A 2,395-nucleotide genomic window follows, 5' to 3' on the forward strand; every position below is an offset into this window, starting at 1 on the left:
TGGATATAGCTGTATTTATTACTTTTCTTTATACCTTTGACCTTGGTTTGTTTTTCAAGCTTATCGACTAACTTGTGGTAGTCTTTTATATCTTTATCATCCATCATATTAAATCATTTCCATCTATTAACATTATATTAAATTGTTCTGCAAGTTCTTTAGCACCAGGACTAAATTTAGAAGATGTTATAAACATAAATTTTTTAATGTTATTAGTTTTTTCCATATCACAAGCAGTTTTAAAATCTCTTATAGCGCCTGGAGGAATTGGTGAATTCCAATGTTTACATTGAACCAATAAATTTTCAACTTGCATATTATCTAATACACGCACAGCTCTAATATCAATACCACCATCATAATTAGATCTTTTTTTAACTTCATATCCTAATTTTTTAATATATTTTTCAGAATATTCCTCAAAACCAGGAGGAGATAGTCTATTTATTTTCTCTGCTTCTGACATTTCTCTTTTATCAAAATAAAAAATACCGTTGAGAGAGGTGTTTCTATACCTAATTTCTCTCTTAGTCATGTTATCACCCCATGTTGAAGCTTTTACATAAGTATGACCATCGGGAACATAGAAATCCATTTGTTTTGCAAGTAACAATTGTTTTTTATCTGCTGTATATCCATCAATTAGTTTTCTTGCATGTTGTCGTCTAGTTCCACTAAACTTTCTACTTTCATTAAAAAAATCTTTTTCTTTTCTTAATTGTTCTTTGCCATCATTTCTTTTGTATTTAACTCTTGGAAAATAAAAATGATAAATTGAACTAGTATTACTACCATAAGGCTTACGTTTACCTTGATAATGCATCGTAGAATCTCTTTCTATTAAAACTTTTGCATCCCTGATACATGTTGCAAGTTTTGTGTACATGTCTTCCACGCACTCCTCAGAATGATATTGACTTTGTTTTAAATCATTCCATAACATATATTTAAAATCTCTTTTATTTTTATCAAAAACTTCAACTAAACATCTTTCATTTTTATCAGCTATTACAATTGAAATAAAATCTTCATACTCTCTAAATCTAATAAAATTAAACAAAGGGTCATGAAGTATTTCAAACGCACCATCGTAAGGCATTAAATAACCCGTGCTTGAATCCATGGCTTCTTCTAAAATATGTTTACTTTTAAATTCATATTTTTGAGGTTCTTTAAGCTCGTTTGTTTTTTCTTTAAAAGATTCTAGTAAAAACAAAGGTATCGCACGTGTTTCTAAGGTAAATTTTTCATCAAATTTATCTAAATCATTCACTATTCCTTCAGGATTTAAAGCTAATCTAGAGTTGTGTTCATTAAATAAATTAAAAAACAATTCAAAAAGATTTATTTTATTCCAAAACAATAAACAATCCGTTTCAGATTTATGTTCTGTATTAATAATAGTTCCATTAATTAAAGTATTATAATTACATGATTTTTGTAAAATCATAAATTTTATAAGAATACTTTTATAATAAGCTATTTGTATATCGTCATTATGTTGTTGAGGAGCAAAATAAGGTTCAAAATATTCTTCATAAGGAAAAACTTGTTTTAAGTATATTTGTTTTAATTCTTCAAGTTCTTTTACTTCTAAATTTTTTACGATTTCTTTATACTTCTCTTTATAATCTGTATGAAAAGATGCTATTATATTATGCATTCTAAGTAATGCACAATTATAACTATGTTTTAAAAAAACATTTTTATTATGTTTATGTTCATATAATTCATTATATCTATTTTTATCTCTTAAACATTCTAAAAACTGCAATGTTTCGGCTTTATCCCTTAAGAACAATGTATTTTGTTTTTCCACTGTTTCGTTTTCTCTAAAGTAACTAACTAAACCATTCATGTTTTTGTTATTTTTTAAAACTATTTTGAAAGTTTTGTTTTTAGAATACTTTGGAAAAACAAAATATAGAATAACTTGTTCATCAAACTTTTTATCTTTCCAATTTACTTGACCATAGTTTCTAAAAACTTCTCTTGTCGTATACGTTGAAAGCACGGTTTTACCGCAAAGAACGTTTTTTACCTTAGCTTCTGCCACTACAAATGCAACTTGCATATTTCTACTTGGTGCAAGATTACTAACAAGTAAAATTCCATCCTTATAATCTTTTGCAAAAAGATCATTTTTAAAAAATTTTTCATCACTATATTCTGAATATTCAATATTTCCTGTTTCTGGATAATGTAAATTAGAAATTCTATCTATATTGGATTCATCCATACTTGTAGTTTCCGTATCAAACTCATGCATTTTAGAAAACGCTAGGTTTGTATTAGATTTTTTTACTGATGGAAGACAAAAGAAAAAACTACTAGCTTTTTCCATTTTATTTTGTTGTTCTTTTATAAAATTATTATTTATTTTATCTTTAAAATA

At 26.2% G+C, this 2,395-nt stretch carries 1 protein-coding gene; it reads right to left on the reverse strand.

The genetic code is table 11. The features are described from left to right. Nucleotides 1-103: 103 nt before the first annotated feature. Nucleotides 104-2,395 (reverse strand): restriction endonuclease (locus AACZ75_RS15595; RefSeq protein WP_339874131.1); only part of this gene is annotated, 2,292 nt, incomplete at its 5' end.

The organism is uncultured Brevundimonas sp., from assembly GCF_963975535.1.
Lineage (GTDB): Bacteria > Pseudomonadota > Alphaproteobacteria > Caulobacterales > Caulobacteraceae > Brevundimonas.